Here is a 4444-nt window from a genome sequence, read left to right on the forward strand (position 1 = left end):
AGCCACCCCAGAGATGCGGAGCCATGCTTCCGTATCGCTTAATTTGATACCAATGGGGCCCAGCGTCGCCGCGCCCCTACCGCAGGATCACCGGCAGGTAGAGGCTGTAGCCCCCGGCGGATCGGATCTCGGCCGCCTGCACACTCTCCAGCACGGTATCTCCTCGATACATGACGTCGGTGGGGCGCCAGTCGGAGAAGCTAAAGCGCACCCAGGTGGATTCCGCCGCCAGCACCCTGACGCGCAGCCGGGCGACGAGGAACTGACCACCGGCCGGCGAGCCGCCCAGGCTGCCAGCCAGGAAGTCCACCCAGCCGCGAGCCGGGCCCACGCTGTTCAGGAGGACCGTCGGCAGCCTCATGCCGGGCTCGACCGCCGTCGCTGGTGATCCGGCCGCGTCCACCACCTCCAACACGGTCGGGTCGAAGTCCAGATGCAGCGCCGCGGCGTCCACCGGCTGTGTCCCGGCGTCGGCCACCACGTCGATGGTGACGATATCGCCGATGGAGGCACCCGTGCTCGACGGGACCATCCGCAGGGACACCGCGCCCGTCAGGTTCGGCCCGGCTGGCGTGAGTACCACACTCTCCGCGCTGGCCGCAGTGACACCCACCAGAATATCGCCGCGACGGCCCAGATTGGCCCGTAGCAGCGTCAGGTCCGCCTGATCGATCACGCCGTCCTCGTTGAAGTCGGCGCGTGGGTCGAAGCCTGGCTGGCCCTGCGATCTGCCATAGGCCGCCGCCAGCACGGAGACGTCCCGCACGTCCACCCGGTTGTCGTTGTACGCGTCGCCCTCCAGCAACGTCTCCATGTCCACGGCGTTGATCCCCGTGCTCAAGCCCGTGGGCCGCAGATTACGCAGCGTGTGCAGCCCCTTCAGGCGCACCCGGTAATCTCCCGGGGCCGCCACGCCCGGCATGGCGAAGGCGCCATTCTGGTTGCTGGCCGTTCCGTAGAGGTAGGCCGGGCCCGGCTCGCCGGGACGGCTCAGGCTCAGCAGCAGCGGCACCCGCCACGAGGGATCGGGCGACGTGGGGCGACCCTGCATCGTCGCCCGGCCCGTCAGGCGAGCACCTGGACGGACGACGACCCGGCCCCCGCGCAGGCCACCCAGTACCGATCCGCCGCCGGAGGTCACATCGCTCTGGCGAGGCGCGGTCACGCTCCACGTCAGCGGAACGTTGTTGGTCGTCGTGATGGCCTGGAAGCGGACGATGGCCACCGTAAAGCGGCCGGCGGTCGCGTCGCCCTGGGCGGAGAAGTCGATCCGGCCCAGCGCGTGGATCACCCGGTTGAGCGTGACGTTGGACAGCGTCGTGCCCGGGATGACGCGCGTGGCAGGGTTCCCCTCCTCGTCCACAACACGGAGCACGTTCGGATCGAAGTTCAGGTAGGCGCTCACCCCATCCACCGGCTGATCCCCGGCCAGGATCTCCATCTCCACCCGGAACGTTTCCCCGGCGCGCACATGACCGACGGCCGGCGAGAGCTTGAGCGTAACCCGATCGCTGCGCGGGGCCAGCACCAGGGCGTAGTCGGCCAGCGTCACAACCTCCCCGCCCAGGTAAGCGCCAGCACGGGAAGATTCCAGGGCCGGGGCGAAGTTCAACCCGGCGAAGTTGGCGATCTCGGCGTAGCTACGGGCGTAGCCCTGAGGCCCCCACCCGCTGGCGGTACGCATGACGCCGTAGACATCGTGGGAGACGTAGGCCACACCGTTGTGCACGATATGTGACGGGCCCGGCGCGTGTCCGTGCGGACCAGAAGGAGCCACCTGTCCGGACCAGCCGGCCTCGGCGTAGTTGCGGAACGGATCACTGAGGGCGATCCGATCGGCGTCGCAACTCGCGCCGGCCGCGGCGACGTAGTGTCCGCCCAGTCGCCGCCAACCGTCGGGTTGCAGCTCCCAGAAGCCGAGCAGTAACAACACCTGTCGATTCTGCTTCACCTCCTCCCGCACCCAGTCGAAGGACGGGACATGACGCACAGTGACCGTATAGTCGTCGGCCAGACCCTTGGCCGCCAGATAGGCGTTGAGGCCATTTACCAGGTCATCCAGGTCCGTGCCCGGATGGTCGCCGTTGGTGTTCATGCGGGCGGCCAGGTCGGCGATGAGCGGCGGCACGTTCTGTGGGTCGTGGTCGTCCCAGGCGCCGTAGCTTCCCACCAGCGAATAGCCATCCGAGATGCCAGGCGGCGTGGTCGTGCCGGGCTCCTCCGCCGAGTCACGCCACCAGAGCAGGTCCGCCACCGCCGCCGGGCCGTCGTGCGACCACTGCCCGGTGCCGGGGGCCTGCCACAGGTCTTGTCGCTGATCGAAGTCGGGCAGGCCAGCCGGAGCGTAGTCCTCCGGCTGCTCGGACAGCCAACATGCCCCCGGTTTAGATGGCGGCAGCCCCCCGCTGGCGCAGATCGATACGTCGTCCACGAAGGCCCACGTCTGACCCGCCTGGCCGTCGTTGCGCACGAAGAAGCCAATGCCTATGGTCTGGCCAGCGAATGGTCGCAGATCATACAAGACGTGATTCCAGTCACTGTTGGCATTCACCACCCCGATCCGATGCGCCTGCTTGCCCTGAGGATCCAGGACAAAGGCGCCGAACCAATCGTGATCGGTGCCGGGGTCCAGCGTGCGCACCTTGTACCAGAAGGAGAGCACGGCCTGGCTGGCGTCCTCAGGGACATGCACATACTGCCGGACGAACGAGAGGCTGGGGCGATCGGGTAACTCGCCGGGGGTACCCAGGATCAGGGCGTAGGTGCCATCGTGTGCCATCGCGTCGCTCACGAACGGCGCGGGCATGCCGCCCTCCTGCCAGCCGCGCAGATCGCCGGACTCGAAGTCGCCGTTGTGCAGGCGTTCCACACAATCCGTGCTCGGAGCGGACTGAACCTCGATCTGGACCTCATCGGTGGCGATCAGCCCCCGGCTGTCGGTGGCGGTGAAGGTGATCCGATGCGCGCCCACGCTGGGCGAGGGCATCACAACGACCCGTCCCGTGCCCACTGCGCCGTCCAGATCAGACGTCCATGTCAGCGATGATCCGGTAAGCCGTCCATCCTCCCGGTCGTGGGCCACGCCGCGCAGGATGACGGGCTGTCCCTGTACGAAGGTCCGCCCGCTGGCCGGCGCGAGGATCCGGGCCTCCGGCGGCTTGTTAGCCACCTGGAAGGTGGCGTCGGACACGTCGCGTCCGGTGTTCACACCGTCATTGGCGGCCACGCGGATCAGCGCCTGGTCGCCGCCCGGGAGGTTCATCGGGTTCAGGGCGTAGAACGTGTCGCTCAGCCGCCCTGCCAGCACACGCCAAGTGTTCCCCCCGTCGGCGCTGTATTGCACCAGATAGTGCAGTAGGTCGCCATCGGCGTCGTTGGCCGTCCAGGTCACGGTGACCGGCTGGCTGCCCCACACCTCACCGCCGTTGGGATAGGTCACGGTGACGGTCGGGGCATGGGCGCTGACATCCCGGCCGGCCAGCTCCCGATCGTCGTGCCAGATGCCGATGTGCGCCGTGCCGGAGACCCAGGGAACGACCAGGTAGATGCGCCCCATCGACCGCGGCGATCCCCCGTCTACGCTGCGGCCGGCGCTTTCCAGGGTGGGCGTGAAGGCATGCTGAGCCAGAATGCCGCCACCGCCGTCGAGTAGCCGCAGGCTGTAGGGGCCGGGCGCAGGCGTGGTGAGCGGCCAGGTCTCCACAACGCGAGAGACCGTGGCCAGCCGTGCCGTGTCCTCCTCCGGATCGAGCAGCCCGATGACCAGCAACCGCTCGCCTTCCGTACGCACGCCCTGGGCCGCCGCACCTCCCGTCTGGCCGACGATGAAGTCGTGGATCTTCTCGTAGGTGTACCCGGAGACCCACTTGTAGGCGCAGTACGTCATGACATCCTTCCACGAGTATGGGTAGATCTCCAGGGTATCGACGTTGAAGCCGTATTGAGCCCCGGGTCCCGTCGTATCCGGGCTGATGCGGCCATTCCCAGCCTGATAAGGCTCGTATGGAGGGGGTGCCACCTGACCGCACAAGCTGCTCTTCTGGGTTTGCACGTGGTTCATACCGCGGGTGTGGCCGATCTCGTGGCCGGCGTACCAGTCGGCGATGGAGCCATCAAAGTCCCAGCCGGAGGTCGCATCCTCCCACGCAGCACCGGTACCCCAATTGCCAGGCATGAGGGCGCAGCCATATGGGATCCCATCGCTGATGGCGAAGTAGATGACATCCGCCGGACTGCCGTCCTGGGTCCACTCGTCGGCCAACACGCTGTTGATCTCCGAGCACGTCCCCTTCGTGACCCAGTGGGAGGCGTCAAGAACGGAGCTCGCTTCCGTGATGCGCACATCGGGCACCGGGTAAGCCTGGCGCAGCCAGTTCTCGATATACGGGTAGTGATAACTGTCCGTGGTGTGCAGGTGGCCGTTATCGTCCCGATATGCCACGCG

At 67.4% G+C, this 4444-nt stretch carries 1 protein-coding gene; it reads right to left on the bottom strand.

Features of this window, described 5'->3' with window-relative positions; all coding sequences use genetic code 11:
* Window positions 1–76: 76 nt before the first annotated feature.
* A partial coding sequence (locus tag GXP39_05605; GenBank protein ID NOZ27514.1) for a hypothetical protein occupies window positions 77–4444 on the bottom strand: 4368 nt, incomplete at its 5' end.

This window comes from Chloroflexota bacterium (genome assembly GCA_013152435.1).
GTDB lineage: Bacteria > Chloroflexota > Anaerolineae > DUEN01 > DUEN01 > DUEN01.